Genomic DNA, 26842 nt, shown 5'->3' on the forward strand with positions numbered 1-26842 from the left:
TGAGCCATGGTGATCGATCTCAACGCCGATCTGGGCGAGGGCTTCGGGATCTGGAGGCTGGGCGACGACGAGGCCCTTCTCGACGTCGTGACCAGCGCCAACGTCGCCTGCGGGTTCCACGCGGGCGACCCGCTGACCATCCGCCGCACGTGCGCGGCGGCGGTCGACCGGGGGGTGGCGATCGGCGCCCAGGTGTCCTACCGGGACCTGGCCGGGTTCGGCCGCCGCGAGATGGACGTCGCCCCCGAGGAGCTCTGCGCCGAGGTCCTCTACCAGCTGGGGGCGGTGGACGGCATCGCCAGGGCGATGGGCGGCCGGGTCTCCTACGTCAAGCCGCACGGCGCGCTGTACAACCGGATCTGCCGCGACCCCGAGCAGGCCGGGGCCGTCGTGGCGGCGGTCGCCGACTACGACCGGAGCCTGCCGCTGCTGACCCTGCCCGGTTCGGTCGTCCACGAGATCGCCGCCGGGGAGGGGGTCGCCACCGTCGTCGAGGCCTTCGCCGACCGCGCGTACACCGGCTCGGGCACGCTGGTCTCCCGCCGCTCCCCCGGCGCGGTGCTGCACGACCCTGGCACGGTCGCGGACCGGGCCGTGCGGATGGCGACCGAGCGGGTGGTCGAGGCGGTGGACGGCTCGCGGGTCCCCGTGGAGGCGCGCTCGATCTGCGTGCACGGCGACACCCCCGGCGCCGTGCTGATGGCCCGCGCCGTCCGCGACGGCCTGGTGGACGCCGGGGTGACGCTGAGGTCCTTCACGTCAGGATCCGGAAGGTCCCCCAGGTGAGGATCCGGAAGGCCCCTCGGGTGGGGATCCGGCGGGCCGGGGAGCACGCGCTGCTGGTGGAGACCGGCTCGCTGGAGGTCTCCCACCGGCTGGACGCCCTGCTGCGGGCCGACCGGCCCGCCGGGGTGGTCGAGATCGTGCCCGGCCCCGCCACGGTCCTCGTCAGCGCTCCGGGCGCCGACCCGGCGCGCCTGCGCGACGAGCTCTCCCGCCTGCTGGACACGGCCTCCGCGGCGGACGCGACGGTGGCCGCTGAGGCGCCCGAGGTGGTCCTTCCCGTCGTGTACGACGGCGCCGACCTCGACGACGTCGCCGCGCTGAGCGGGCTCTCCCCCCGGGAGGTGGTCGAGCGGCACACCGGGCGGGAGCTGGTGGTGGGCTGGCTGGGCTTCGCTCCCGGGTTCGCCTACCTCACCGGGCTGGACCCGGCGCTGCACGTCCCCCGGCTGGACACCCCGCGGACCTCGGTGCCCGCCGGGGCGGTGGCGGTCGCGGGCCCCTACTCGGCGGTCTACCCCTCGGCCTCCCCCGGCGGCTGGCGGCTGCTCGGCCGCTCCGCGACGGCGGTGTGGGACGTGGCCGCCGACCCGCCCGCCCTGCTCACACCGGGGACGCGGGTACGGTTCCTGGCGGTCGGCGAGCCATGATCGAGGTGATCGCGCCGGGGCCGTACGCGACCGTGCAGGATCTCGGGCGGCCGGGGTACGCCCACCTCGGGGTGCCCCGCTCGGGCGCCGCGGACGAGCCGAGCCTGCGGCTGGCCAACCGCCTGGTCGGCAACCCCGAGAGCGCCGCGGGGATCGAGTTCACCCTCGGCGGCGCCCGGCTGCGCTTCACCACCGGGGCCTGGGCCGCCGTCACGGGCGCCCCCTGCCCTCTGAGCCTCGTACGACCGCCCGCGGCGGTTCCCGGCGGGCCGGGCCCGCAGGGGATGTGCGCGCCCTTCTGGGTCCCGGCGGGCGGGGAGCTGGGGCTGGGCGTGCCCGAGGGCGGCCTGCGCACCTACGTCGCCGTCCGGGGCGGTGTCGAGGCGCCCGTCACGATGGGCAGCCGCTCGACCGACTCGCTCTCCGGGCTCGGTCCCGCCCCGCTCGCCGCCGGGACGCTCCTGCCGGTGGGGCCGACCGGCGGCCTGGCGCCGATCACCGTGGACGGGGCGCCGCCCCCGGGGCCCGGGACGGGCCTCCTGCGGGTCCTGCCGGGCCCCCGGGACGACTGGTTCGTCCCCGGCGCCCTGGCCACCCTGTGCTCGGGGCCGTACGAGGTCAGCCAGGACAGCAACCGGGTGGGCGTGCGGATGCGCGGCACCCGCCTGGAGCGGGCCCGGGAGGGGGAGCTGCCCAGTGAGGGCATGGTGGCCGGGGCCGTGCAGGTGCCGCCCAGCGGCGAGCCGATCGTGTTCCTCGCCGACCATCCGCCGACCGGCGGCTACCCGGTCATCGCCGTCCTGACCCCGGCGAGTCTCGCCGGTGCCGCCCAGCTCCGCCCCGGCGACCGGGCTCGTTTCCGCCTCGCCTGACCCGGCCGGCGGACGGGCCCCGCCGGGCCGACGTGCCCCCGGACCGCGTCTCAGCGGGCCAGGTCTTAGCGAGCCGGGTCTCAGCGGGCCGCGTCTCAGCGGGCCGGGCCTTACCGGACCGCGTCTCAGCGAACCTAGGCTCAGCGGCCCGGAGGCGATCGGGCCTCGTGCGGGCGCCCCGCGCGTGACCGGGTCGAGGCGACCGATTATCGTCATCGCGACGATTGAGGAGATCACATGTCGCTCGCCGAGCTGATGGCGCCCCTCCTGCGACCGGCCTTCACCCTCGCGGGGACCCCGACCAGCTGGGCGGAGCTCCTGGGGTTCGCCACCGGCGTCCTCACGGTGTGGCTGGTGGTCCGCCGGAACATCTGGAACTGGCCGATCGGGATCGCCAACGTGATCCTGCTCGGAGCCGTCTTCCTGACCGCCGGGCTCTACGCGGACGCGGCGCTGCAGATCGTCTACGTCGCGCTGGGCCTGTACGGATGGTGGCAGTGGCGCTACGGCGGGACCGGGCGGACCCCCCTGGAGGTTCGCCGTACCGGACGCGCCGAGTGGGCGGCGCTGGCCGGTTCCGGGGTCGTGGTCACCGCCGGCCTCACCCTCGTCCTCGCCACCTGGACCGACTCGACCGTGCCGGTCTGGGACGCCCTGACCACCGCCCTCTCCCTGGCGGCGACCTACGGGCAGAGCCGAAAGCTGGTCGAGTCGTGGTGGCTGTGGATCGCGGCCGACGTGATCTACATACCCCTCTACGCCTACAAGGGCCTCCACCTGACCGCCGCCCTGTATGTGATCTTCCTGGCGCTGTGCGTCGCCGGACTGCGGGCCTGGCGCGCGGAGCTCGCGTCCCGTCCCGTCCTGGCGGCGGCGTGAACGACCGTCAGGGGCCGCGGGACGCCCTCGTGGGCGGCGGGGCCTTCGCCCACGGGCTGGTGATCGGCAAGTTCTACCCGCCGCACGCGGGACACCACCACCTGATCGACACCGCCGCCGCGCGGTGCGACCGCGTGAGCGTCGTGGTCGCCGCGTCGACCGCGGAGAGCGTCCCGCTGGCGCTGCGCGCCGCCTGGCTGCGCGAGGCGCACCCCCAGGCCCACGTGACGATCGCCCCGGTGCTCGACGACGTCGAGATCGACTACGACGACCCGGAGATCTGGTCGGCGCACGTCGAGGTGTTCCGGCACGGCCTCGCCCAGGCGCACGGCCACGTGCCGGAGATCGACGCGGTGTTCTCCTCCGAGGCGTACGGGCCTGAGCTGGCCCGCCGGTTCGGTGCCGCCCATGTCGGCGTCGACGCGGGCCGGGAACGCTTCCCGGTCAGCGGGACGATGGTCAGGAACGACCCGGTGTCGTGCTGGGACCACCTCTCCCCGGCCGTACGCGGCCATCTGGCACGGCGCGTGGTGGTGGTCGGCGCCGAGTCCAGCGGCACGACCACGCTGGCCAGGTCCCTGGCCGCCCACTACGCGGCTCGCGGCGGGCCGTGGGCGGCGACGCGGTGGGTGCCCGAGTACGGCAGGACCTACTGCGAGGAGAAGCTCGCCCTGGCCCGCCGTCGCGCCAAGCTCGGCGGGCTGCCCGAGCCGTGGCTGGACGACCTGGGGTGGGAGTCCGCGGAGTTCGGCGTGATCGCAGAGCGGCAGCTCGCCTGGGAGGACGCCGCGTCCAGGACGGGGTCGCCGCTGCTGGTGTGCGACACCGACGCCTTCACCACCTCCCTGTGGCACGAGCGCTATCTCGGCGAGCTCTCCGAGGAGGTCACCGCCGTGCACCGCCGGGCCCGGCACGACCTGTGGATCCACACCTCGGTGGAGGGCGTGCCCTTCGAGCAGGACGGCTGGCGCGACGGGGAGGCGATCCGGCACCGGATGGACGCCCGTTTCCGCGAGGAGCTGGCCGCGGGCGGGCTGCCCCACCTGGTCGTCACCGGGCCGCCGGAGGTCCGGCTGTCGCGGGCCGTACGGGCGGTGGACGCCCTGCTGGAGCGGGGCTGGGAGTTCGCGGCACCGCTGTAGACCTCCTCGGGCGAGCGGACGCCTGTCACCGCGACAGAGGCCGAGGAAACGCCTGCCACGGCGGCAGGGGCCAAGGGCTCGCGGAACCCGCCGTAGGGGCCCGTCCGGAGACCCTCGCCCCGGCAGGTCCAGCAGGTCCGGCAGGTCCGACGAGTCCGGCGTCGTGCGCCTCGCCCGGCGGGCCCGGGACAGCGCGGGAGCCTCGCCCCGCTCCGGCTTGGGATAGGCCCGGCCCCGGCCCGGGTCAGCGCAGGAGCGCGGACACCCGTTCGATCTCGGCGGCGAGGGCGGCGGCGGGGACCTCCTCCAGGAGATCGACCACGATCTTCCCGTCCTTCGCCTCCCAGACCCCGGCCACCCGGCCCCGGTAAACCACGACCGGGGAGATCCAGCCGGCGGCCCGGCTGACCTTCGCCCTCGCCTCGGCGGGAAGGAGGGGCTCCAGGTCGCGCGGGGCACCCAAAATGTACTGGTCGAAGCCGGGCAGGAGGTGGACCCCGGTGGCGGGCCGGGTCGCGGCCAGGTCGTCGAGGTGCTCGGCGAGCACGACCATCGGCCGGCCGTCCACCTCGATCTCGGCCAGCTCGGGGGCGAGGTCGCGGAACCAGCCGCGCAGCGTCGCCTTGCGGGTGGCGCCCCGGTAGAGCCAGCCGTCGAACGTCTCGGGGGCGCCGGGGCCGTGGGCGCCGAGGAAGGAACGGAGCAGGCGCACCCCGCCCTCCTCCGCCGAGGGGAGCTCGCGAGGCCAGCCGGGCACCTGGTCGCGGGGAGCGGCGAAGGTCACCCGTCCCTCGCGCGGCGGGCCGTAGCAGAGCTCGCCGAGGAAGCTCAGCGGCTTGAGCAGGGCACCCCAGCCGGAGGTGAGCGCCTCACGCAGGTGGGCGTCGCCGGTGACCTCGATGATCCCGTCGACCAGCTCCTCGCGGGTGAGGACGCGGCCCGCGAGCGCCTTGGGCGCGGCGTCGAGGATCGCGGCGACCTCGGCGGCGGTGACGCCGTGGCCGCGCTGCCAGGAGCCCCTGTCCCAGTTGCGGAGCGAGCCGAGGACGGCGGCGTAGCAGGCCAGCTCGTCGGCGGGGACGAGGTGCAGGGTGCCGCGCGCCGTCCAGGTCTTGACCAGGCCGCGCTCCCGCCACAGCGCGCGGTCGATCTCACCGGGATCCGGCCGCGCGCTGCGCACGGCCACCGCGAGCGTCGCGGAGGAGGCCACCTGCGCCTGCACCCCGGCGAGCCTTCGCACCACGGACACCGCGTCGGGCCCGTCGGCCGGGTCGACGAACTGCCGCCTCAACCGCCAGGCGAGCACCTGCGGCCAGGTCACCGAGATAGCCATGACCGACTTTCTACACTCCGCCCCCGACAGAACGCGGCCCGCCGGGGAGCGGCCGGGAACTACCGTACGAAGCCGATGTCCTGGTACCGCAGGTCGTGGAAGCCGCGGGCGCCGAAGTTGGCGAGATCGCTCTTGACCGCGACGTTCTGCGGTCGCTGGTAGAGCGTCACCACGTTGACCGCCTGCCAGATGAGCTTGTCGGCGGCGTTGGTGTCGGCGATGGCCCTGGCGTCGTCGAGGTCGGCGGTCGCCCTGTTCATGGCGGCGTCGATCTGCCGCGAGCCGATGCGGCCGAGGTTGGCGTTCCACTGCCTGGTGCCGTCGGGGAGCCTGACGGCGTCGGCGTACTGGCCGTAGGAGCTGGAGACGGGAAAGGGCGTGCCCACGTACGCGAACGCGGTGATGTCGTAATTGCCGGGAATTATGTATTTGGTGAAGTAGTCGTCCGTGGGCACCGACTGCAGGGTCACCCCGACACCGATCCGGGCGAGCATGTCCTGGACGAGCTCGGCCTCGGACTTGGCGAGCTGCAGGCCGGACGGCAGCACGAAGCGCAGCTTCAGCTCCCTGCCGTCCTTCCTGCGGGTCTGCCCCGACCGCTTCCAGCCCGCGGCGTCCAGCTCCTGCCCGGCCCTGGCGGGGTTGTACGTCCCGATGTCACCGGCGTTGTTCTGGTATCCCTCCTGGGTGTTCATGAAGAAGTGGTTGTCGAGCAGGACGATCGGCCAGTCGAGGCCCTGCAGGTCCGACTGGGCGATGGCCTGGCGGTTGATGCCCATCGCGACGGCCCTGCGGACCTTCGGGTCGGACAGGACGGCGCTCTCGCCGTTCATCGTGATGTGCCGGAAGTCGGGCCCGGCGGCCTGCCGCACGACCGCGTCCGGGGTGCTCCTGGCCCGCGCGTAGTCGGGCGCGGACGGGCCGATGTCGAAGGTGTCGAGCTCGCCGTTGCTGAAGGCGCCGACCAGCGCGTCGCTCTCCAGGGAGCGGTAGATGATCCGGTCCAGCTTGGCGCGGTCCCCCCACCAGCGGTCGTCCCTGGCGATGGTGAGGGTCTTGGCGGTCGGGTCGAACGCGACGAACCTGAACGGGCCCGCGGTGACCGGGACGCGGTTCAGCCAGGCGGTGTTGAACGCCTCGGGGGTGGCGTTGGTGCTCCGGGGGTACAGCGGCCCGAACAGCGACTGCCAGTCGCCGAAGGGCTTGGCGAAGGTCACCACGACCTGGTGGTCGTCCCTGCCCCTGGCGACCTTCTCGATGTCCTGGTAGCCGGTGGTGCTCGCCACCCGGTAACCGGGGTCGCGGCCGCTCAGCGCCTGCCACTGGGCGCGGTAGTCCTCCCAGGTGATCGGGGTGCCGTCGGACCATCTGGCGCGCGGGTTGAGGGTCAGCGTGACGACCTGCCTGGGCTCGCGCGAGGTGACCCTGCCCCCGGACAGGTAGTCGGTGTTGGGGGAGATCTTCCCCTTGGCGTCGGAGCGGAACGGGGAGGGCATCAGGGCGTCCATGACCCTCTTGACCGTCGCCAGGTTGCCGTCGATGTGGTTGAGGTTCCAGTTGGACGGATACTCGTTGATCCCCCAGCGGAGCACGCCACCGTCCGCGACCCTGTCGCGGGCGACCGGGTTGATGTCGTAGGCCTTGACCGCCCGGGCGGGCCCGCCCGGTGTCCCGCCTCCCCCGCTCCCGCTTCCGCACCCGGCGAGACCGGGCGCGACGGCCAGGGCCACGGCCAGCGCGACGGCGAGCGCGCCCACGCGCCGGATTGATATCACGGTGTTCCTCCCGGGGCATACGAATGGGCGTACGGGTGCGTGTACGGACGGCGTGCGACCGGCCCGGTCCTGGTGAGCGGCCGGGCGGGGGGACGGGCGTGCGGCCAGGTGTGACCGGGCGCGCGGCCGAGTGGCGGACGGGTGCTCGAACGGGCGCGCGGCCGGGTCATACGGCGTCGATCCTCTCGGCGAAGTGGCAGGAGACGCCGTGGTCGTCCCCCAGCGGCCGCACCCGGGGCTCCTCCTCCACGCAGCGCCGCCTGACGTTCTCGTCGAGCGCCCTGAACAGGGGGCAGCGGGTGCGGAAGCGGCACCCCGAGGGAGGGTCGGCCGGACTGGGCAGGTCCCCCTCCAGCAGGACGCGTCTCCTGGAGCGTTCCAGCACCGGGTCCGGCAGCGGGATCGCCGACAGCAGGGCCCGCGTGTAGGGGTGCAGCGGGGTGTCGTAGACCCCGTCGGCCCGGCCGATCTCGGCGATCCTCCCCAGATACATGACCGCGACCCGGTCGGCGATGTGCCGGACCACGGCCAGGTCGTGCGCCACGAACAGGTACGACAGGCCCAGGCGGGCCCTCAGCTCCTCCAGCAGGTTGAGCACCCCCGCCTGGATGGACACGTCGAGCGCCGAGACCGGCTCGTCCAGCACGACCAGCCGGGGCTCCAGCGCGAGGGCGCGGGCGATGCCGACGCGCTGGCGCTGGCCCCCGGAGAAGTCCTGCGGGTAGCGGGCGGCGTGGCCGGGCTCCAGGCCGACCAGGCCGAGCAGCTCGCCGATCCTCGGCGCCGGGTCGCGGCGGCCGTGCGCGCGCAGCGGCTCGGCGAGGATGTCGTAGACGGTCATCCTCGGGTCGAGCGAGGCCAGCGGGTCCTGGAAGACGACCTGCATGTCGCGCCGCACGGCCATCCGGTCGCGGGCGCTCATCCGCGAGGTGTCGCGGCCGAGCACCACGATCCTGCCGCGCTGCGGCGCCGCCAGTTCGAGGATCTCCATCAGGGTGGTCGTCTTGCCGCAGCCCGACTCGCCGACCAGGCCGAGCGTCTCGCCCTCGCGGACGTCGAAGCCGACGCCGTCCACCGCGCGGACCGTGCCGACCCGCCGCCGCAGGAGCGTCCCCTTGACCAGCGGGTAGTGCTTGACCAGGTCCTCGACCGCCAGCACCACGTCACGCTCGTCGCGCGGGCGCGACGGCTCCTCCCCGGCGACGGGAGCGACGGCAGCGGCGAGCCCGGCGGTGCCCGTCGAGGTGACAGGGCCGGTGAGGTCAACCGGGTCGGCGGGACCGGCCGAGGTGGGACCGGCTGCCTCGGCGGGACCGGTTGGAGCGGTCGGACCGGTCGGAGCGGTCGGAGCGACGGGAGCGACGGAGCCGGACCGGTCGGCGAGGTAGCCCCGAGCGGCCGGGCGCCGGGCGGGACCGGCCGCGGGGTCGCGTACGCCGTAGACCTGGGCGGGTGTCCAGCCCGCCGCCTCGATCTCGCCGGAGCGCACGCACGCCGCCAGGTGGCCGGGCGAGCCCACCGGCTCCGGATCCGGCTCGGCCTCGGCGCACTCCGGGACGGCGATCGGGCAGCGCGGCTCGAACGGGCAGCCCGGCGGCAGCGCCGCCGGTGACGGCGGGCTGCCCTCGATGGGCACCAGCGGCTGCTCCCGGCCCCGGTCGAGGCGCGGGATCGAGCCGAGCAGGCCCATGGTGTACGGCATGCGGCTGCGGTAGTAGACCTCGTCCACCGAGCCGACCTCGACGGGGCGCCCGGCGTACATGACGAGGACGCGGTCGGCGAACCCGGCCACCACCCCCAGGTCGTGGGTGATGACGACGATCGCCGCGCCGGTCTCGCGCTGCGCCGTCTTCAGCACCTCCAGCACCTGCGCCTGGATGGTCACGTCGAGCGCGGTGGTCGGCTCGTCGCAGAGAATCACGTCGGGGTCGTTCGCGATCGCCATCGCGATCACCGCGCGCTGGCGCATGCCGCCGGAGAACTCGTGCGGGAACGCCCTGGCCCGCTGGGCGGCGTTGGGGATGCCGACCAGGTCGAGCAGCTCGACGGCGCGCCTGGCGGCCTGACCGGCGCTCACCCGCTGGTGGACGCGGATCGCCTCGGCGATCTGGTCGCCGACCCGGTAGACGGGGGTGAGCGCGGAGAGCGGGTCCTGGAAGACCATCGAGACCGTCTTGCCGCGGAACGCGGTGAGCGTCCGCTCCGGGGCGCCCAGGATCTCCCGCCCGAGCAGCCGCACCGAGCCGGTGACGCGGGCGTGCGCCGGGAGCAGGCCCATCACGGCCAGCGAGGTGACCGACTTGCCGGAGCCGGACTCCCCGACGACGCCGAGCACCTCGCCGGGACGGATCGCGTAGCCCATGCCCCTCACCGCGCGGACCGCGCCGGGCCCCGTACCGAAGGTGACGTCGAGGTCGCGCACCTCCAGCACGGGGGCGGGCTGGTCCGGCACGGGGGCGTGCCCGCCGGTCCGGGAGGTCGTTCCCGAGGGCCGCTCGTTCGTCACCGGTCACCCGCCCCGGTGGGACGTGGGGTCGAAGGCGTCGCGCAGCGAGTCGCCGACCAGGTTCACCGCGAGCACGGTGACGATCAGCAGGCCCGCGCAGAACCAGAACGTCCAGGGGGCGTAGAGGGCCGTCTGCGCGCCGTCGGCGATGAGGCTGCCCAGCGAGACGTCGGGCGGCTGGATGCCGAACCCGAAGTAGGACAGGGACGTCTCGGTGAGGATCGCGGCGCTGACGTTGAGCGTGGCGTCGACGACCAGCAGCGAGGACATGTTGGGGATCACGTGCCGGAAGACGATCCTCGTCGGGGGCACCCCCATGAACCTGGCCGCGTGGATGAACTCCCGCTCCCTGAGCGAGATGGTCATGCTCCGGACGATCTTCGAGGTGACCATCCAGAGGAAGAGCGCCAGCACCAGCACGAACACCGGCCACTGCCCCCCGGCGAAGAGCGGAGACATGATCGCCAGGATCAGGAAGGCCGGGAGCACCAGCAGCAGGTCGGTCAGCCAGGTCAGCGCGCGGTCGGTCCAGCCCCCGAAGTATCCGGCGAAGGCGCCCACCACGGCCGCGAGCGCGGTGCCGACCACCGCGGCGAGCAGGCCGACGAGCAGGGACCTCTGCAGGCCGCGCAGCGTGACGGCGTACACGTCGGCTCCGGTCTGCAGGGTGCCCCACCAGTGCGCGGCGGAGGGCGGCGCGAGGAAGGCCGTGTAGTCCTTCGAGGCGTACGTCCAGCGGGTGAGGTGAGGTCCGGCGAAGGCGAGCAGGAAGATCAGCGCGAGCAGCGCGAAGCCGGTCCTGCCCCGGCCCGAGCGCAGCAGGCGGCCCGCGACCACCCGCAGCCGCGAGGGCGCCTTGATCCTGTCGACGGACGCCCGCTGTTCGGCGAGCTCCTCGTCGGCGATGGTCATCCCCGGCTCACCCCACCCGGACGCGCGGGTCGAGGACGGCGTGCAGCACGTCGGAGGCGAGCGAGGCCAGCAGCACGGCCAGCGCGGCGAAGCAGCTGATCGCCGCGACGGTGTTGACGTCGTTGGTGGAGATCGAGTCGACCAGCTGCTCCCCCATGCCGTGCCAGCCGAAGATCTTCTCGGTGAAGGTGGTGCCGACCAGCAGCGACCCGAAGGTGAAGGCGAAGTAGGTGACCGCGGGGATCAGCGCGGTGCGCAGCGCGTGGCGGGTCAGCGCGGCGCGGCGGCTCAGCCCCTTGGCCATCGCCGTGCGGATGAAGTCGGCGCCGAGCACGTCGAGCATCATGTTGCGCTGGTAGCGGCTGTAGACGGCGACCAGCCCGAGCGACAGCGACAGCGTGGGCAGGACCAAATGCCGGACCCGGTCGAGAACGGCGGCGGCGAACCCACCCTCCAGGCCCGGGGTCGCCTCGCCGCTGACGAGGAGGATCTGGGTCCCGGCCGCCTCGTTGAGCCGGATCGCGGCGATGATCAGGATGTTGGCCAGCACCACCGTGGGGATCGCGAGGACGACGAAGGACAGGCCGGTCGAGAGCCGGTCGAAGAGGCCGTACTGCCTGACCGCGGCGTAGGCGCCGATGAGCACGCCGGTGACGCTGCCGAGGATCAGGCCGATCGTGATCAGCCGCAGCGTGACGCCGATCCGGCGCCCGAGGTCGTCGCCGACCGAGCCCCCGGCCACCGTCTTGCCGAGGTCGCCGCGCACGAGGCCGGACGCCCAGGTCAGGTAGCGGTCGAACAGCGGGGTGCGATCGTTCAGGTTGAGGTCGCTGAGGCGCGCGTCGACGACGGCCGGGGGGATCGGGGGGTTGCGGCCCTCGTAGTTGGACCGCGGGTTGAGTGCGGAGGCGGCCAGCATGTAGGCCAGGCTGGTGGCCACGACGATCAGCACCAGGTAGTTGAGCAGCCTGCGGGCAAGGAATCCCGCCATCTTTCCTCCTCCGGAGCCCCGCCGCTGTCGGTGACCATCTTGCTACACTCGGCGACCGGTGGGCTGCATAGCGTACCGAATCGGAGGGATCTCGGTGAGAGATGACGTCACCGGTCCCGCGAACCGGCCGGTCGGGCCCGCAGGTCAGCGGGCCGGGCCCGCGAGCCGGCCGGGCGGGCTCACGGGTCGGCCGATCGGGTACGCGAGCCGGCCGGGCGGGTCCGGGCAGGGGCCTGTCCGGTCCGGAGCGCGGGCGATCGGAGCCGGGAGGACGCCCGTCGGGTCCGGGATCATCTTCCGGGGAGCCGGAGACGCCTTTCGTAATGCCCCGGCCGCCTCCGGGGGAGCCGGGTCACTTCCCGGCGAGCTCGTCCACGGCGGCGCGCAGGTCGGCGCTGGTGATGGTGGTCAGGTCGGCGGCGCTGGCGGTGGCGCCGCCGAGGGCGGCCAGGCGCACGTCCCTGCGCATCGCGGCGCGTTCGAAGAGCGAGCGCGCGAACCTGCCGTTGCCGAGACCGTCGATCAGGCCCTCGTCGCAGACCCAGGTGAAGACCTCGGCCAGGTCGCGGCAGGCGGCGTCGTCGAACCGGTCGCCCGACTCGTCGGCGAGCAGCACCGCGATCTCGGTGAGCTCCCCCGGGGAGTACGAGGGGAACTGCACCCGCTGGTTGAACCTGCTGCCCAGGCCCGGGTTGGACGACAGGAAGGCGTCCATCTCCCGCTCGTACCCCGCCAGGATGATCACCAGCCGGTCGCGGTCGTCCTCGGCCCGCTTGAGCAGCGTCTGCACGGCCTCGGTGCCGAAGGCGTCGCCCCCGCTGTAGCCGGAGTTGACCAGGCCGTAGGCCTCGTCGACGAACAGCACCCCGCCGAGCGCCCGGTCGACCAGCTCGTTCGTCTTGATCGCGGTGGCCCCGAGGTGCTGGCCGACCAGGTCGGCCCGCTGGGCCTCGACCACGTCGGGCTGGGCGAGCAGGCCCAGCGCGGCGAAGATGCGGCCCAGGATGCGGGCCACGGTGGTCTTGCCGGTGCCGGGCGGCCCGGCGAAGACGAAGTGCCGCATCTGCGGCGGGGTCGGCAGCCCGCGCTCCTGGCGCATCTTCGCCACCCTGAGCTGCGCGGCGATCGCGTGCACCTGCCGCTTGACGGGCTCCAGACCGGCCATGCGGTCGAGGTCGGCGAGCGCCTCCTCGAGGGAGGGGGCGGCCTGGTAGCCCCGATAGCGGGCGGTGAGCTCGTCGAAGGCCTTGACGACGTCGCCCCCGACCGTGGTGACCAGGTCCTCGGTGGTGGGCGCGCCGCCCGCCCCGACCACGCGCACGTCCCTGGCCTGCGCGGCGGCCTCCACGAGGCTGCGGACGAACCGGGCGTTGCCCAGCTCGTCGACGATCGCGCGCCGGTGGATGTCCTCGAAGCGGGCGAGCAGGGCGGGCGCGGCCTCGGGCGCCATCCGGTCGCCCCGGCGCGCCTGCAGCAGCTCGGTGATCCGGAGCAGCTCGTCCGGAGCGTAGCTGGGGAAGCGGACCCTGCTGGAGAACCGGCTGGACAGGCCGGGGTTGGAGGCCAGGAAGGTGGCCATCTCCTTTTCGTATCCGGCCAGGATGACGATCAGCCGGTCACGGTCGTCCTCGGCCCGCTTGAGCAGCGTCTGCACGGCCTCGGCGCCGAACCTGTCGGGCTGGCCGTCACCGGGGTTGATCAGGCCGTACGCCTCGTCGACGAACAGCACCCCGCCCAGCGCCCGGTCGACCAGCTCGTTCGTCTTGATCGCGGTGGCCCCGAGGAACTCCCCCACCAGGTCGGCCCGCTGGGCCTCCACCACGTAGGGGGTCTCCAGCAGGCCGAAGGCGTAGAAGATCTTCGCGACGGTCCTGGCCACGCTGGTCTTGCCGGTGCCCGGCGGGCCGACGAACACGAAGTGCCGCATCGGCGGCTCGGTGGAGTATCCGGCCTCCCTGCGTAACCTGGCCGCCTCGATCGAGGCGGCGATCGAGCGGACCTGCTCCTTCACCGGGGCGAGGCCGATCATGGCGTCCAGCTCGCCGAGCGCCTCCTCCACCGAGATGGGCGGCGGCGCGTCCCGCTCTCCGCTCCCCTGGGCGGGGGGGAAATGCCCGCCCTCGCGGACCGGGAGCCCGGTCTGGCGCCGCTCCCCCGGCTCCAGCGCCGCCTCCCGCACCCGGCGGGCCTGCAGGAACCGGTAGACCAGCACCCCGGCCGCCACGGCGTACGTGACCCAGATGGCCGGGTACGGCCCGAACCCGGTGACGGCCACGCCGAGCAGGAGGGCCGTCATCCCGGCGGGCACCAGCGCCATGACCGTGGTCACCCACGGGGGGACCCAGCGGATGAGGTGGGCGGCTCCGGCGACCAGGGGGCCGAGGAGCATCAGCGCCGTCGGGATCGGTGAGTTCAGGCCGAAGAGGACGGTCTGGAAGATCAGGTTTCCCGCCAGCCAGGCGAGCACCACGAGCAGGGTGGCGGCGGCGCGGGGGAAGCTCAGGGTCAGCGCCGCGAAGCCGAGCAGCGTCAGGGTGACGAAGATCGTGCTGAGGATCGACCAGCCGAGGGCCAGCGCCAGCCCGACCGCCCCGGCCAGCACCGCGAGGTAGATCAGCCTGCGCAGCGGCGGCGAGAGCCGGAAGTAGCCCAGCCGCACCTGCTCGAACAGATCCCGTGCCGCCGCGCGCCCCGCCGGACGGGCCCTGCTGGATTCCCGCATCACGCCTCCCCGGTCCGCCCCCGGTTATACCGCAACAAGGGGACGTTTGCGCGTGCCTGAGGGGCGCGCCACGCCGTCGTGCGGGCACGATCAGATATCCGGATGAGAACGGATGAAACCAACGTCCGAGGCGGCAAGCTCGGCGCGCGCCGTCTCTCCGGTCCCACGCTTCCCTGTGCCGCCGCCGAGCCCCGCGCGCGGCGGCCCGCGCCCGCGTTCCCGGCGGGTGGTACGCCCCTGTCCCTGCCGCCTCCCGCCGCCCGTCCGCGCGGGGGCACGCGCCGGTGAGCGGGCAGGGAAATGTCACTGCCCGGCAAGGCGGCTCATGGCCGCCGCGTCCGCGCGAGGCCGCTCATGACCACTGCGGACCGTGCGAAGCGGACCGTGCGAAGCGGCCCGTGGCTGCTGCGGACCACGCGAAGCGGCCCATGACCACCGCGACTGACCCGTACCCCGGCGGGACGGGTCAGTCGCGGTGGGCCCGGCCCTGGTGGCGGCCGGGGTACTCGCCGACCACGACCTCCTTGGGGGTGATCCTCAGCAGGTCGGCCTCGGTGTCGCCGATGGCGATGCCGCGTACCTCGGCCCAGAAGCGGCGGTCGAGCGGGTCGGCGACGAAGACCGCCACCCTGGGGTCGCGCTCGGCGGCCTCCCAGGCGTCGGAGGCGGCGATCAGGCGCAGCTCGCCGCCCGGGCCGACCGAGCTCACCGCGCCCACGGCCAGCGCGCGCGGGCCGCCGGCGTCGGCGTAGGCGAGCACCACCCCCCGCGCGTAGGTGAAGGCCGCGCGCACCTCCCCGCTGAGTCCCACCGGCGGCCCGGCGTCGCCGGAAAGGCGGCTCCCGCGGTCGTCGTACATGACCAGCGAGGCCCGCCACGGGCCGGGCGCGCCGCGCCACCACGCCCGCACCGACCTGGTGGCGAAGATCGCCACCGGTACGGCGAGCAGCGCGATCCCGGCCCGCCAGGCCCACTCCCCCGCCGTCTCCCCCACCGTGGCGAGCCCGAGGGCCGGTGCCGCCCCGGCCGCGCCGAGCAGGACCGACGCCGAGACGGACAGGGCCAGCACCGCCGCCAGCCCTCGGTCCGAGGCCGGCGCGAGGGTGAGGCCGGGGCCCGGCCCGGCCCGGCCGCGCGCCCAGCCGAGCGCGAGCGGCACGACGAGAGCTGCCGTCGCCCAGCTCCGCTCGTCCAGCACGACGACCGCCACCACGATCGCCACCGGCACCGACCAGACCCGGCCCGCCACCAGCCAGAGGGTCACGTTCACGTCGCGCCTGGCCGTGCGCTCGTCACCGGCGGCGGCGAACTCGGCCAGCGCCCTGACCGGCCGCCCGCGCCACGCCTCGACGAGCACACGCAGGAAGAGCAGCACGGTCCCGTTGAGGAGCACCAGCCCGGCGAGGGCCGCCCAGACCGCCCCGGGCGCGCCCGGCGGCGGGCCGGACGGGAACGGCGGGGCCTCGGCCGGGAGGGTGGCCACGGCGGCGACGTACGCGGCCACGGCGGCCAGGGTGATCGCGATCGACGCGCTGAGCCACAGGTCGCGGGCGAGCATGCCGGGCACGTACGACCAGAGCCTGACCCGCTGAGCCTGCCTGAGGGTGATCGCCAGGACCGCGAGCGGCACCAGCCCGCCGCCGATCCTCGCCGCTGAGGCCAGGCCGAGCCCGAACTCCGCGGCGCAGACCACGACGAGGGCGACGGCCAGCAGGATCCGGGTCTGCCGCGACCACCGCTCCAGGGCCCGCCTGGCCCGGCCCGTCTCGCGCGGGTCGACCGGCCAGGCGGGGTCGTGGTGGGCGCGCGGGCGCTCCCAGCGCAGCCGGGCCAGGCCGAGGTTGACCCTGGCGCCCGGGTGGCCGGGCAGGCGGCGCAGCGCCTCGCGGTAGGCGGTCTCCGCGAGGTCGTACTCGCCGCGCAGCAGCGCGAGGTCTCCGGCGAGGACGTGCGGGTCCGGCTCCTCGGGCGCGTAGCGGACGGCCCTGTCCGCCTGCGCCCGCGACTCGCGCCAGCGACCCGGCACCCGGCGCAGCGCGGCTCCCAGCCGCATCCGCGCGGCCCAGGAGCCCGGCGCGAGGCGAACGGCCTCCTCGGCGGCGGCCACGGCCTCCGCGTCGCGGCCGAGCCGCTCGAACGCGAGGCTGGCCAGGCGGTACCCCCAGTCTGTGACCGACTCGGAGCGGGGGTCGAGGTCCAGCGCCCTGCGGGCGGCCTCCAGCGCCGCCTCGGGCCGGTCGCGGCCCAGCCACGCGGCGGCCACGGCGCACCACTGCCGGGGGTCGGACGGGTCCCTGGGCGGCGGCACGGGGACCGGGGCGGGGTCGCGTCCGTGCCGGGGGTCGGTGGGATCGCGCGGCGGCGGGACCGGGGCGGGGTCGTCCCCGCCGGGCCCGCTCACCACGGCGGCTCACGGACCTCGCGCTGGCTCCCCACGATCGCCATGGTCGATGCGAGATCACTTTTTGCCTAGACGACGGTATATGCCTGTATCTCTCTAGAGAGGTTGCCAACAGCCCGGAGCGCCGCCCGATCGAGGGCGTAAAACGGACATAGCTATGCGAATCAATCGTTCAATGCCGCCCCGGACACTGCCCGACTTCGCCTAAGCTGCGACGCATGTTCGTCCAGGCCGGCAGATTCTGAGCGGCCCATGACCACCGTCATGGCCAGACGCGCGGACGGCGACCCTCGGGCATCCGGGGCCGGCCGGTGGTCGGTCCTCGCCGTTCTCTGCTTCAGTCTGCTGCTGATCGCGGTGGACGCCACGGTGCTGCACATCGCGGTACCGGCGCTGACGGCCGCCCTCGAACCCTCCTCCGTGGAGCTGTTGTGGATCATCGACGTCTACTCGCTGATGGTCGCGCCGCTGCTGCTGACCTTCGGCACCCTCGGTGACCGCTACGGGCGCAAGCGCCTGGTGCTGGCCGGATACCTGGTCTTCGGCGTCGCCTCGGCCGCGGCGGCGTTCGCGCCGACCCCGCTCGCGCTGATCTCCGCGCGCGCGCTGCTCGGCCTCGGCGGGGCGATGATCATGCCCGCCACGCTCTCGATCATCCGGCAGGTCTTCACCGACCGGCACGAGCGGGCGATCGCGCTGGGCGTGTGGAGCGCGGTGGCCGCGGCCGGGGCCGCGGTCGGCCCGATCGTCGGAGGGGTGCTCGTCGAGCACTTCTGGTGGGGCGCCGTCTTCCTGATCAACGTTCCCATCCTGCTGGTCCTGCTGCCCGTCGCGGCCAGGCTCCTGCCCGAGTCCCGCAGGCGCGCCGACCGGCCGTGGGACGCCCTCAGCGCGCTGCTGTCGGTGCTGGGCATCCTCGGGGTGGCCTTCGGCCTGAAGGAGGCCGGGGCGGGGCACCTGGGCGGCCTGGCGGCGTTCCTGGGGGGTGCCTGGCTGCTGGTCTGGTTCGTCCGCAGGCAGCGGCGGCTGGCCTTCCCCCTGCTGGACCTGAGCCTGTTCCGGCGGCGGGCGTTCCGCGCGGGGGTGGGCGCCGTGCTGCTCACGGTCTTCGCCCTGGTCGGGCTGGAGCTCATGCTCGCCCAGTATCTCCAGCTGGTCCTCGGCGACAGCCCGCTCCAGGCGGCCGTACGGATGCTCCCCCTCATGATCGCCTCGATCGCGGGCGGCCTGGCCGGGGCGCGGCTGCTGCGCCGGTTCGGGCTGCGCGCCACGATGGGCGGCGGGCTGGCGCTGACCGCCCTCTCCCTCGCCCCCACCCTGACCTGGCACACCGAGGGGCATCCGGTGGCCCTGACGCTGTGCTTCGTCGGTATCGGCTTCGGCATCCAGGTCACCCTGCTCGCCGCCTCCGACACGATCATGTCGTCCACCCCGGAGTCCCACGCGGGCGGGGCCGCCGCGGTCGAGGAGACCGCCTACGAACTGGGCGCCGGGCTCGGGGTCGCGGTGCTCGGCACGATCACCACGATCGTGTACGCCCCCTCGCTGGCCACGGTCCACGGTGTCGCGCCCGCGATGATGGACGAGGCCCGCCAGTCGCTCGCCTCCGCCGCGCACGTGGCGCGCGAGATCGGCGGCGGCGTGGGGGACGCCCTGCTCGGCGCGGCCCGCGTCGCGTTCGTCTCCGGCCTGCACGTGACGGTTCTGGTGAGCGTGTTCCTGCTCGTCACCACCGCGCTGGCCGTGACACTGCTGGTGCCCCGCCGCCCCGACAGACAGGGGAACGACCCCTCGTGAGGGGTTTGGAAGGTCTAAGCTCGGTCATTTATCGGTCAAGCATGGGCAAGAACGGGGAATCTAACCAGAATGAGGAACCGTGCGAAAAACCCTTCATGATCTTGCCTCCCTGGCCGCCAGGCTGGGCGTGGGAGGGATCTTCTTCGCCAACGGCTGGCACAAGCTCGAAGCGGGCCTGAACGCCACCGCCGAGCAGTTCACGAGCCTGGGAGCCTCCGGGCCCTACGTGTGGGCCGCCACCACCATGCTCACGGAACTCATCGGCGGCGCGCTGCTGGTCGCGGGTCTGGCGGTGGCCGCGTGCGGGCTGCTGCTGTTCGCCGAGGCCCTCGCCGTGTTCATCCTGGCCAGCGGCGAGGTGGGCCTGCCGCTCACCGGCGGCGACGCCAAGCTGATCGTCGCGCTCGGCGCCGCCTCCATCCTGCTCGCGGTCGGCGGCGCGGGCCGCCTGTCGGTCGACCACATGGTGGTGATCAAGCGCCGCGAGGCGGAGGCGGCCGAGGACTTCGCCGCCGAGACCGAGGCCGACGACGTCATCGCCGCGCTGCGCGAGCCCGAGACCCACGCGGCGCCCGCCCCGGGCAGAAGGCCCGCCACCCCGGACGAGCCCACTTGGGCGGAGTCCCCCTCGAAGAGGCCCTCGACGGGATCCACCCCGGCAGGGTCCACCTCGCCGGGATCCACTTCGGCGGGGCCCGCCTCTGCGGGGTCCACTTCGGCGGGGCCCACTTCGGCGGGGCCCACCCCGGAGGGCGCCACCGACACCGCGGAGTTCCCCGCCGCCGCCCGGCCCCGTACGCGCACCCGCAAGCCCCCGTCCGGCGCCGCGACCTCGGTGCCCCCGGCGCCCCCGGCGACCCCCGCGACCACGCCCACGCCGGTCGCGGCGCCCGCGCCCGGCAAGCCCGGCGACACGCTCGTGGCCGGGAAGAAGGACCGGCCCTCCAGCGAGAGCTGATTATTTAAGCCGCATATCTCCCATCGGGAACAGAAGGTCTTTTTCCGACTTTTATTGAGATTCGCGGGCGGGTGCCGTACCCGCACAATGATCGGATGCGTCTTCCCGGCTGGTTCGCGGAGCGGGCCGAACCCGCTCCGCCGGAGACCGAGCTCCGCGTCTCCACCCTCGAACTCTTCTTCGACCTGGTCTTCGTCTTCACCGTCACCCAGCTCACCGGCCTGATGGTGGACGGCCTGCAGGACGGCAGGCCCGCCGAGAGCGCGCTGCGGGCGCTGCTGGTCTTCGGCGCCATCTGGTGGATGTACGCCGGTTACGCCTGGCTGACCAACGCCGTCCCCCCGACGCGGCCCGCCCGCAGGGTGCTGATCCTGCTGGGCATGGCCGGATTCATGATCGTGGCCCTGTCGATCCCCTCGGCGTTCGACGGCGACGGCGTGGCGTTCGCGGTCGGGTACCTGCTGCTGATCGTCGTGCACGCCGGGCTGTACCTGCAGGTCACCTCGGCCTTCGCCCGGGTGCTGCCGTTCAACCTCGGCGGGGTCGCGCTCATCGGCCTGGCCGCCCTGGTCCCCGCGCCGTACACCTATCTGCTGTGGGCGGGCGCGGTGGTCCTGCTGTGGGGCAGCCCGTACTTCATCGGGCAGAAGGGCTTCGACCTGCGGGCCGGGCACATCGTGGAGCGGCACGGCCTGCTGGTGATCGTGGCGCTCGGCGAGTCGATCGTGGCGATCGGCATCGGCGCCAAGGGGCTCCACGTCGGCCTCGCCCTCGGCCTGGCGGCGGTGCTCGGTCTCGCGCTGGCGGCCTGCCTGTGGTGGCTCTACTTCGGCGGCGACGACGAGACGCGCGCCGAGCACGTCCTGGAGGCGGCCGAGCCGGTGCGGCGCACCCGGCTGATCCTCGGCGCCTACTTCTACGCGCACATCCCGATGCTGCTGGGCATCGTCGCGGTCGCCGCGGGCGTGAAGAAGGCGATCGGTCACCCGGCCGACCCGCTGAAGTTCGGCGCGGCCCTCACCCTGGCCGCGGGCGTCGCCCTGTTCATGGCGGGCGACGCCTGGTTCCGGCGCGTCCTCGGCATCGCGGGCAACGGCCTGCGGGCCGCCGGTGCCCTGGTCTCGCTCCTGACGGTCGCGCTCGGCCTCTGGTCGGCCCTCGCGCAGCTCGTCGCGCTGACCGCGCTGGTGATCGCGGTCATCGTCCTGGAACGACGCCGGGTCGCCACCGTCTCCGTGCCGTAGCGCGTCTCGCCTACTCCTGAAACGCCCTTTGAATACAAAATTTAATATGGGTGGGCCGGATATCCCCGCGGGTTCACCGAGCCGGAACCTCCATTCACGGAGGGTGCGCGCGCAGTGTTCGCATTGGGGCGACAATCCAACCGTTGTTGTGATCCCATAACAAAAACGGGCCGTCGCATCGCACCTCAAATGTGACGGGAAAAATGAGGGCCATGGCCGACTTCGGAGAACTCGACCGCCCCCGGAACCAGCCGATCCCCTGGCCGGGATCGAACCTCCCCTCCCGAGGCCGGGAAGGGAGGGTCGACCGGCCGCCGACCTATCCGGCGGGCGACGTCCCCACCGTCCCGGACATGGCCGGTCGGGAACGCGCGTGGGAGATGCTCAATCCGGTCGTACGGCAGAAGATGGAGGCGCGCGCCGGCGAGGTGCTGGAATGGTGGGCCCACCAGTGGAGCGCCGAGCAGATCTACGGGGTCGTCCTCGGCAGCCACGCGCTCTGCGAGGCCACCCCGATCGTGTCGGCGGCCGGACGCCGCCAGCACGAGATCACCTACCTGCCCCTCGACCCCGCGTCCTTCCGCTTCGAGGAGATCCACGACCGTACCCCTCCCGCCGGAGCGGGCGGGGGCGGGACGGGAGCGGCGGGCGCGGCGGCGACCGGCCGGGAGAGCGGGTTCAGCCAGGAGTTCCGGGACTTCCTCGGCCACCTGCCGCACCGCGCCCAGGTTCTCCTTCAGGAGCCTTTCGGCGGCGGGGAAAAGCCAAGGTCCTTCTGGTACTACGAGGATTCCGACAATCTCGTTAATTCCGGATGGAGCATCTGGTGTTACATCACCGACGGCCGCAAGGTGACGTTCGCGTCGGGAACGCGCTCGCAACCGAGAGGGTACGCGGGGAGCCCTTTCACCTGGCGTCTCATCTGCCGGATCGCCCACGTGGCCAGAAGGCACTGAGGGAATGACGGACCGGCGGTTCGACGGTCTGGCAGCCCACAACGCCTACGACGTCCTCAACCTCCCGCACGACGCGGACGCCCGCGACATCAGGGCGTCGTACCTGCGCCTGGCCCAGGCCACCCACCCCGACAAGACGGGGACGAAGGACAGCCGGGCGTTCAATCTGGCGCGCCGCGCCTACGAGATCCTGTCGGACGCCGACACCAGAGCCGCCTACGACGCGTTCCTGACGGAACGTCTCACCGGACCGCCGGTGACGGAACACCATCCCCACACCCCTGAGGCCTCTCCCGACGAAGCCGGTGCCTCGGACGGCGAGTGGACCCGCGCCCAGCCCGGCTTCGGCCCGTCCGGTGACCGGACCGGCCCCGGCCGGAGCCACGGGTACGACGAGCCTGCCCATGAGACCCCGCGGTGGGAGGAGCACCCGGGATTCGGGCAACCTGAGCAGCCTGAGCAGTATCGGCGGCCCGATCAGTACTGGGAGCCCGAACACCCGCGAACCGGCTACAGCCAGCCCGGCTACGGTCGGCCTGACTATGGCCGTCCCGAATACGACCGACCTGGCTACGGTCGGCCTGAACACGGTCGGCGGCCATGGACGGACCGGCCCGGCCCATGGCCCGCGCCCCCGGCCCCGATTCCCGACCTGGGAGCCCTGCCTTTCGTACTCGGCGTCATCGGCATGCTCGGCTGCTCGCCGCTCGGAATGACGGCGATCGTCTTCGGGGTCCTGGCCCACGTCGAGAAGGGCAGAGGCAACTACCGCGAGGCGGAGGCGATGCAACATCGCGGGACCGTGTGCGGATGGTGGGCACTCGCACTGACCGTGGTCATCGTGACCGTCGCGACCCTCGCCCTCACCCGCGGCTCCTCATAGGCGGACTGGCTCATGGACGGGCCGACTCACGGACGGGCCGACTCACGGACGGGCCGACTCACGGACGGACCGACTCACGGACGGACCGACTCACGGACGGACCGGCGAGAACCGCTCCCTTGATCTGGAAGATTCTCGGCGCTCGGCGGATCCTTCCGTGGCTGTGACACTCACGGTCGTCCGGAGACCGGTCCCGCCACGGAGGCGAAACGTTCGGCGAACGCGGCCCGGTTGGCGGAGTCGGGTGAACGGTCCCAGACCGCGAACACCACCCGTTCGAACATCGCCGAGAACGCGCCGCCCGCGGTGAGGTGGGTGTGGAACGCCTCGGCGACCTCGCGGGGGTCGTTGCGGAACACCCCGCATCCCCAGGCGCCGAGGACCAGCTCGCACGCGCCGTGATGGGCGGCCACGGCCAGCACCCTTTCCGCGCGCTCGTGGAGCACGCGCCGGATCCGGTCCCGCACGCCCGGGTCACGGCGTAGCGCCTCTCCGGCGTTGGGAGCGGGAGAGGTCAGGAAGGAGACAGGGTACGGCTCGCTCAGCAGCCGGCCGTCGTCGCCGCGGTGCACGGGAACGTCGGGAGACCAGATGACGCGATGGCTGTAGAGCAGGTCGGAGGAGGCGCGGTGGGCGGCGTAGTAGTCGGGAGCCCGCAGGAGGCAGGGATACAGCAGGGCGTTGCGGCAGAGATCCTCCTCCTGGGCCTTGGCGCCGCCGAGGTAGCCGCCTCCGGGGTTACGGGCCGAGGCGAAGTTCAGGACGGCGATCCGCCCGGCCCCGGCGAGGTGCAGCCGTAGCGCGGCCTGGAGACTGCCCTCGGCGGTCACCTCGAAGGACGTCCGGCGGTGGTCGGGCGCCGGGTGGGGCACGTCGATGTGCCCGTCCGCCGGGTGGCTCACGGTGCCGGAGAGCGCCGCCTTCAGCGCCGGGCCCACGACGACGGTGCCGTCGTCGGCCGGATACTCGCCCTCGGCGGCGATCCGCTCGTTGACGGCCGCGATCCCGCGCAATCTTCTGCTCACGCGTCCGCATGGTAGGCCGTGACCGTCCCACCGGCCGAACGGTTTTCCCGGCTACGCGGCCCACCCACCGCGGCTTCGGGGCGGGAACCGCCCGGTTTTCTCACCTGCCCGCCGAAATGATGCGCGTACTCGTACCGGCTGCGGTTTTCCACACGCCGACCATCAAGGTGCGGGGGCGCGGGTCCCTCCAGATCCCGCGCCACCGCACCCGTTCCTACCGGGCCCTACCGGACAGCAGTGCCGTCCAGATCGCCCGAGCCTCTCCGACCGGCCATGTGGAGGTCTCGTGGACCTCGTCGTCCCCGTCGTCGCGCTGGACGGTCCGCCGCAGGAACGCACGTCCCGCGCCCTCGCACAACTCGTAGACCGTGGCCCGGCAGAAACAGGTCCAGGCCACCGAACGCACTCGTCCCAGCGCCGGGTACGGCCTTCGCCACTCCAGCCGTACATGATCACGCTGGGCCATCACCACGTGCGGGCTCAGGCACGCGTCCAGAACGATCACGACATGCTCTCGGCGATCAGTTCCGACAGCGGATGCGTCTCCCTCAACTCCCGGTAGCGGAACGTTATGCGCCGAGCGGCACGGCCGGGCTCGGTCACCGGATGCCAGGCATAGACGAACCGCCCCCGCCGGGCGTCCCCCCCCCGGTACGCCACCAGAACCGCGCCCCGTCACACCACACCACCAGCCCCACCCAGACCGACACCAGCGCCAGCCCGTAACCGTCGTGAACGTCGGAGGCGATGCCGTGCTCGCCCAGAGCCGTTCGCAGGCTTTCAGCCGCATGACAAGGATCGACCGTAATCAGGACCGGGACGGTCGGCCGGGTGTGCCGCCGAAGGTCCGCGCCCGTTTCGAAGCTGTTCACAGTGCCGCCCTCAACCGTAGTCATTGACCGCGTCCCCGCACCGGAGCCACCATGAACTGCGCCGTATTCACGTGACGGCGGTTACTCCTGATGATTACCGAACAGAGAAACCACATTTCACGACAAGGGAAACAATTGATGTCCGCTGGTTCCCTGCCTGTGTAAAGCATGAGGGGCGACAACCGGCAATTCACTGTTGCGCCGGTGCCGCAACGATCGTTGCCGCACCGGCTGGAGGAGGCGTTCAGCGTGGTCAGTGGCCCGGACCTGCGGGCAGCACGGCTTGGAGCGAAGGTCAGCCTCGACGTGCTCTCCGAGCGAATCGGCATATCAAAAGGACACCTCAGCCGGGTGGAACGCGGACAACGCGAGGCCACTCCAGCCTTACTTCGCAGCTACCAACAGGCACTGGGCGTGCATGTTGCGGCAACGGACAGGGAATCTCTTTTACCGGACACTATGGACACCGAGGAAGATATGAAACGCAGAAGTGTTCTGGGAATCATCGCGGCGGCCTCCGTGGGGGCGGCCCCGCTGGAGCCGCTCGCCCGGCTGCTGGACGGTCCGGGCGACGAGGACCCGGCCGGTGTCGGCATCGCCGAGGTCCAGGCGGTCGAGGCCGCCGCCGACCTCTACACCCGCATGGACCTGGCCCACGGCGGGAGCATGGCGGCGGCGATGGCGCGCGGCTCCCTCGGCTGGGCGATGGAGCTGCTGGACAGGCCGATGACAACGCCGGTTCGCGAACGCCTGTCCTCGGCCATCGGTCTGTTGGCCGATCGCCTCGGCTGGGCCGTCTACGACGCGGGCGACACCGCCAGGGCCACCAAGGTGCTCACGCTCGCGCTGGACACCTCCGCACGCGGCGCCGACCGGGACCTGCGCGCCCACGTCATGCTGGACCTGTCGACCGTCGTCACCGATTCGGGCCGCCCTCGGGAAGGGGTGGAGATCCTTCGTCTGGCCCTGGGAGACGAGCGGATCGGGTCGGCCGAACGCGCCAACCTGCACGCGGTCGCCGCCCGCCACTGCGCGGCCGCCCACGACCGCCAGGCAGGGCTGCGACATGTGTACCTGGCCGAGGAGGCACTGACCAGACCGCGCTCGGCGTCGTCTCCCGAATGGGCACGGCGTATCACCGTCTCCCCCGGGCACCACGACAGCGCCCTGGGCCTGGCCCTGTTCTCCCTGGGCGAGGACACCCGGGCGCGTGAACGCCTCTCCTCCACCCTGAACCGGCTGGATTCCGGCCGCACCCGGACCGGGCTGCGCTGCCGTACCCGGCTGGCCGTCCTGCACATGCGCGCCGGAGACCGCGAAGCCGGTGAACACGAGGCGCGCCAGGCCGTACGGGACGCCACCGGTGTTCGATCCCGGCGCGTGGCGAGCGACCTGCGGATGATGCTCGCCGACGCCCGCGCCCACCACCTGAACGGGCTCGCCGACGAGCTGACTCACGCGATGACGGAGCAGACGGCGACATCGGCAGACGGGGTGTGAAAGGAAAATCCCACCACGGGCAGGTGGCGGATCAGAGCCAGAAGACCACCAGAAGGGTGAGGCCGAAGCTCAGTGCCACGAACGGGAGCGTTCTGGGCCGCTGGGCCGCCTCCCGCCGCGAGGAGATCACCAGGGTGGTGCCCACGGCCAGGGCCGTCAGCAGGTGCAGGCCGTACCACAGGGGAACGGGCAGCCTTCCGAGGAAGGTCCCTGACAGCAGGTCGTCGGTGGCCCCGTAGCCGGAGAGCCCGGCGAGCGCGCCCAGACCCAGCACCGCGAGCGCGTACCGGAACCGGCCGAGCATGAGCCAGACGACGGTTCCCAGGCCGAGCAGGACAGCGGAATGGTGGTGCAGCCCCCGCACGAACAGGCCGCCGCGCACATCGAAGCTGATCTTCAGCAACGAGTCGTAGGCGGCACTCATGGGGACGCCCCGCAGCGGCCCGTAGAGGCCGTCGTAGGCCACGATCCGGCCGCTGGGCGTGAAGAAGAACGCCAGGAAGCCGCCGGTGAGCAGGACGATCACGAAGCAGTGGATCAGCATCTCGCCCACCAGCTGCCTTGCTCTCTCCATTCGGCATATTTCACCACAGAGAGCGGCCCGGGTCCGCGGTATTCGATCATCGTTTCGGGGGCGACCC

Annotated in this window: 21 protein-coding genes and 1 pseudogene; 12 read left to right on the forward strand and 10 right to left on the reverse strand. The window is 73.0% G+C overall.

The window, feature by feature from the left end:
• Positions 1-6: 6 nt before the first annotated feature.
• The 5 genes from ACFYWM_RS22390 to ACFYWM_RS22410 all read left to right on the forward strand — a co-directional run bounded on the left by ACFYWM_RS22390 (position 7) and on the right by ACFYWM_RS22410 (position 4326).
• The gene (locus ACFYWM_RS22390) at positions 7-786 is read left to right on the forward strand and encodes a LamB/YcsF family protein (protein ID WP_389917366.1); all 780 of its coding nucleotides are present in this window, start codon (positions 7-9) and stop codon (positions 784-786) included.
• The gene (locus ACFYWM_RS22395; protein ID WP_389917367.1) at positions 783-1433 is read left to right on the forward strand and encodes an allophanate hydrolase subunit 1; all 651 of its coding nucleotides are present in this window, start codon (positions 783-785) and stop codon (positions 1431-1433) included. The genes ACFYWM_RS22390 and ACFYWM_RS22395 overlap by 4 nt, the downstream gene beginning before the upstream one ends.
• The gene (locus tag ACFYWM_RS22400; protein WP_389917368.1) at positions 1430-2305 is read left to right on the forward strand and encodes a biotin-dependent carboxyltransferase family protein; all 876 of its coding nucleotides are present in this window, start codon (positions 1430-1432) and stop codon (positions 2303-2305) included. The genes ACFYWM_RS22395 and ACFYWM_RS22400 overlap by 4 nt, the downstream gene beginning before the upstream one ends.
• A gap of 237 nt (positions 2306-2542) precedes the next feature.
• Positions 2543-3184 carry a nicotinamide riboside transporter PnuC gene (gene pnuC, locus ACFYWM_RS22405; protein WP_389917369.1) on the forward strand — a complete coding sequence of 214 codons (642 nt, stop codon included), beginning with the start codon at positions 2543-2545 and terminating at the stop codon, positions 3182-3184.
• Positions 3181-4326 carry an AAA family ATPase gene (locus tag ACFYWM_RS22410; protein ID WP_389917370.1) on the forward strand — a complete coding sequence of 382 codons (1146 nt, stop codon included), beginning with the start codon at positions 3181-3183 and terminating at the stop codon, positions 4324-4326. The genes pnuC and ACFYWM_RS22410 overlap by 4 nt, the downstream gene beginning before the upstream one ends.
• 244 nt (positions 4327-4570) lie before the next feature.
• On the opposite strand, the gene ACFYWM_RS22415 is transcribed toward ACFYWM_RS22410, so the two are convergent.
• From ACFYWM_RS22415 to ACFYWM_RS22445, 7 genes are all read right to left on the reverse strand, one after another.
• Positions 4571-5659, reverse strand: coding sequence for a winged helix DNA-binding domain-containing protein (locus tag ACFYWM_RS22415; RefSeq protein ID WP_389917371.1), 1089 nt, complete (start codon positions 5657-5659; stop codon positions 4571-4573).
• A 59-nt stretch (positions 5660-5718) separates the two neighbouring features.
• The gene (locus ACFYWM_RS22420) at positions 5719-7416 is read right to left on the reverse strand and encodes an ABC transporter family substrate-binding protein (RefSeq protein ID WP_389917372.1); all 1698 of its coding nucleotides are present in this window, start codon (positions 7414-7416) and stop codon (positions 5719-5721) included.
• A gap of 184 nt (positions 7417-7600) precedes the next feature.
• Complete coding sequence (locus ACFYWM_RS22425; RefSeq protein WP_389917373.1) at positions 7601-9940, reverse strand: dipeptide ABC transporter ATP-binding protein; 2340 nt, start codon at positions 9938-9940, stop codon at positions 7601-7603.
• Between the two features lie 3 nt (positions 9941-9943).
• On the reverse strand, positions 9944-10852 hold the full coding sequence (locus ACFYWM_RS22430) for an ABC transporter permease (protein ID WP_389917374.1): 909 nt from the start codon (positions 10850-10852) through the stop codon (positions 9944-9946).
• A 7-nt stretch (positions 10853-10859) separates the two neighbouring features.
• Entirely contained in the window at positions 10860-11843 is a 984-nt protein-coding gene (locus ACFYWM_RS22435) for an ABC transporter permease (RefSeq protein ID WP_389917375.1), read from the reverse strand.
• A 352-nt stretch (positions 11844-12195) separates the two neighbouring features.
• Positions 12196-14565 carry an AAA family ATPase gene (locus ACFYWM_RS22440; protein ID WP_389917376.1) on the reverse strand — a complete coding sequence of 790 codons (2370 nt, stop codon included), beginning with the start codon at positions 14563-14565 and terminating at the stop codon, positions 12196-12198.
• Between the two features lie 466 nt (positions 14566-15031).
• The gene (locus ACFYWM_RS22445; protein ID WP_389917377.1) at positions 15032-16969 is read right to left on the reverse strand and encodes a tetratricopeptide repeat protein; all 1938 of its coding nucleotides are present in this window, start codon (positions 16967-16969) and stop codon (positions 15032-15034) included.
• Between the two features lie 261 nt (positions 16970-17230).
• On the opposite strand from ACFYWM_RS22445, the gene ACFYWM_RS22450 reads away from it, so the two are divergent.
• From ACFYWM_RS22450 to ACFYWM_RS22470, 5 genes are all read left to right on the forward strand, one after another.
• A complete protein-coding gene (locus ACFYWM_RS22450; protein WP_389917378.1) occupies positions 17231-18763 on the forward strand; it encodes an MFS transporter in 1533 nt (510 codons plus the stop codon).
• A gap of 79 nt (positions 18764-18842) precedes the next feature.
• Positions 18843-19721, forward strand: coding sequence for a DoxX family membrane protein (locus tag ACFYWM_RS22455; protein WP_389917379.1), 879 nt, complete (start codon positions 18843-18845; stop codon positions 19719-19721).
• Positions 19722-19816: 95 nt separating this feature from the next.
• The gene (locus ACFYWM_RS22460) at positions 19817-20965 is read left to right on the forward strand and encodes a low temperature requirement protein A (protein WP_389917380.1); all 1149 of its coding nucleotides are present in this window, start codon (positions 19817-19819) and stop codon (positions 20963-20965) included.
• Positions 20966-21177: 212 nt separating this feature from the next.
• A complete protein-coding gene (locus ACFYWM_RS22465) occupies positions 21178-21921 on the forward strand; it encodes a hypothetical protein (protein WP_389917381.1) in 744 nt (247 codons plus the stop codon).
• A gap of 4 nt (positions 21922-21925) precedes the next feature.
• Positions 21926-22804, forward strand: a complete 879-nt coding sequence (locus ACFYWM_RS22470; RefSeq protein WP_389917382.1) for a DnaJ domain-containing protein — start codon at positions 21926-21928, stop codon at positions 22802-22804.
• A 170-nt stretch (positions 22805-22974) separates the two neighbouring features.
• On the opposite strand, the gene ACFYWM_RS22475 is transcribed toward ACFYWM_RS22470, so the two are convergent.
• Together ACFYWM_RS22475 and ACFYWM_RS22480 are read right to left on the reverse strand one after the other, a co-directional pair.
• Positions 22975-23829, reverse strand: coding sequence for a TIGR02452 family protein (locus ACFYWM_RS22475; protein ID WP_389917383.1), 855 nt, complete (start codon positions 23827-23829; stop codon positions 22975-22977).
• A 214-nt stretch (positions 23830-24043) separates the two neighbouring features.
• Complete coding sequence (locus tag ACFYWM_RS22480; RefSeq protein ID WP_389917384.1) at positions 24044-24334, reverse strand: hypothetical protein; 291 nt, start codon at positions 24332-24334, stop codon at positions 24044-24046.
• 535 nt (positions 24335-24869) lie between these two features.
• Here ACFYWM_RS22480 and ACFYWM_RS22485 point away from each other — a divergent pair.
• Together ACFYWM_RS22485 and ACFYWM_RS22490 are read left to right on the forward strand one after the other, a co-directional pair.
• Positions 24870-25124 (forward strand): annotated as a pseudogene (locus tag ACFYWM_RS22485) (helix-turn-helix domain-containing protein); the annotation flags it as partial.
• A 54-nt stretch (positions 25125-25178) separates the two neighbouring features.
• Positions 25179-26201 (forward strand): hypothetical protein, encoded by a 1023-nt coding sequence (locus ACFYWM_RS22490; protein WP_389917535.1) that lies wholly within the window; start codon positions 25179-25181, stop codon positions 26199-26201.
• A 31-nt stretch (positions 26202-26232) separates the two neighbouring features.
• Here ACFYWM_RS22490 and ACFYWM_RS22495 read toward each other — a convergent pair whose 3' ends face one another.
• Positions 26233-26775: a hypothetical protein gene (locus ACFYWM_RS22495; protein ID WP_389917385.1), complete on the reverse strand. Its 543-nt coding sequence runs from the start codon at positions 26773-26775 to the stop codon at positions 26233-26235.
• Positions 26776-26842: the final 67 nt, after the last annotated feature.

The sequence above is a fragment of the Streptosporangium sp. NPDC002721 genome (assembly GCF_042888905.1).
Taxonomy (GTDB): domain Bacteria; phylum Actinomycetota; class Actinomycetes; order Streptosporangiales; family Streptosporangiaceae; genus Streptosporangium.

What these genes read in the sequence shown, in the direction of transcription:
- ACFYWM_RS22390 (WP_389917366.1), top strand. Translation starts at nt 7, where the DNA reads ATGGTGATCGATCTCAACGCCGATCTGGGCGAGGGCTTCGGGATCTGG.
- ACFYWM_RS22400 (WP_389917368.1), top strand. Translation starts at nt 1,430, where the DNA reads ATGATCGAGGTGATCGCGCCGGGGCCGTACGCGACCGTGCAGGATCTC.
- pnuC (WP_389917369.1), top strand. Translation starts at nt 2,543, where the DNA reads ATGTCGCTCGCCGAGCTGATGGCGCCCCTCCTGCGACCGGCCTTCACC.
- ACFYWM_RS22415 (WP_389917371.1), bottom strand. Translation starts at nt 5,659, where the DNA reads ATGGCTATCTCGGTGACCTGGCCGCAGGTGCTCGCCTGGCGGTTGAGG.
- ACFYWM_RS22430 (WP_389917374.1), bottom strand. Translation starts at nt 10,852, where the DNA reads ATGACCATCGCCGACGAGGAGCTCGCCGAACAGCGGGCGTCCGTCGAC.
- ACFYWM_RS22435 (WP_389917375.1), bottom strand. Translation starts at nt 11,843, where the DNA reads ATGGCGGGATTCCTTGCCCGCAGGCTGCTCAACTACCTGGTGCTGATC.
- ACFYWM_RS22440 (WP_389917376.1), bottom strand. Translation starts at nt 14,565, where the DNA reads ATGCGGGAATCCAGCAGGGCCCGTCCGGCGGGGCGCGCGGCGGCACGG.
- ACFYWM_RS22450 (WP_389917378.1), top strand. Translation starts at nt 17,231, where the DNA reads ATGGCCAGACGCGCGGACGGCGACCCTCGGGCATCCGGGGCCGGCCGG.
- ACFYWM_RS22460 (WP_389917380.1), top strand. Translation starts at nt 19,817, where the DNA reads ATGCGTCTTCCCGGCTGGTTCGCGGAGCGGGCCGAACCCGCTCCGCCG.
- ACFYWM_RS22465 (WP_389917381.1), top strand. Translation starts at nt 21,178, where the DNA reads ATGGCCGACTTCGGAGAACTCGACCGCCCCCGGAACCAGCCGATCCCC.
- ACFYWM_RS22470 (WP_389917382.1), top strand. Translation starts at nt 21,926, where the DNA reads ATGACGGACCGGCGGTTCGACGGTCTGGCAGCCCACAACGCCTACGAC.
- ACFYWM_RS22490 (WP_389917535.1), top strand. Translation starts at nt 25,179, where the DNA reads ATGAAACGCAGAAGTGTTCTGGGAATCATCGCGGCGGCCTCCGTGGGG.
- ACFYWM_RS22495 (WP_389917385.1), bottom strand. Translation starts at nt 26,775, where the DNA reads ATGGAGAGAGCAAGGCAGCTGGTGGGCGAGATGCTGATCCACTGCTTC.